This window comes from Saccharothrix coeruleofusca, from assembly GCF_014648515.1.
GTDB classification, from domain to species: Bacteria; Actinomycetota; Actinomycetes; order Mycobacteriales; family Pseudonocardiaceae; genus Actinosynnema; species Actinosynnema coeruleofuscum.
This window is the reverse complement of sequence record NZ_BMRG01000060.1, coordinates 1-545: the sequence shown is the minus strand read 5'-3', so window position 1 is coordinate 545 and position 545 is coordinate 1. Positions and strand designations below refer to the sequence as shown.

The 545-nt window shown below is 66.2% G+C and carries 1 protein-coding gene; it reads left to right on the top strand.

Features of this window, described 5'->3' with window-relative positions; genetic code table 11:
* Positions 1-545: AMP-binding protein (locus IEZ00_RS36035; protein WP_189227825.1), on the top strand; the 545-nt coding region annotated here is incomplete at both ends.

The window sequence follows — 545 nt, the reverse complement described above, 5'->3', positions numbered from 1 at the left end:
TTCGCCCAACTACTGCGGGACGAGAAGGTCACCGTCCTCAACCAGACCCCCTCCGCCTTCTACCAACTCACCGCCGAACAACCCACCGGCCTGCACCTGCGCTACGTCATCTTCGGCGGCGAAGCACTCGACATCCGCAAACTCCACAACTGGAACCACCCCGCCGCACTGATCAACATGTACGGCATCACCGAAACCACCGTCCACGTCACCCACGCCCACCTCCACCACGACAACACCATCGGCACCCCCATCCCCGACCTGCGCGTCTACCTCCTCGACGACGACCTGCACCCCGTACCCCCCGGCGTCATCGGCGAAATCTACGTCGCAGGCCCCGGCCTGGCCCGCGGCTACCTCAACCGCCCCGGCCTGACCGCCTCCCGCTTCATCGCCAACCCCCACGGCCAACCCGGCGAACGCATGTACCGCTCCGGCGACCTCGCCCACTGGCACAACGGCCAACTCCACTACCACGGCCGCGCCGACCACCAAGTCAAAATCCGCGGCTTCCGCATCGAACCCGGCGAAATCGAAGCCGTGCT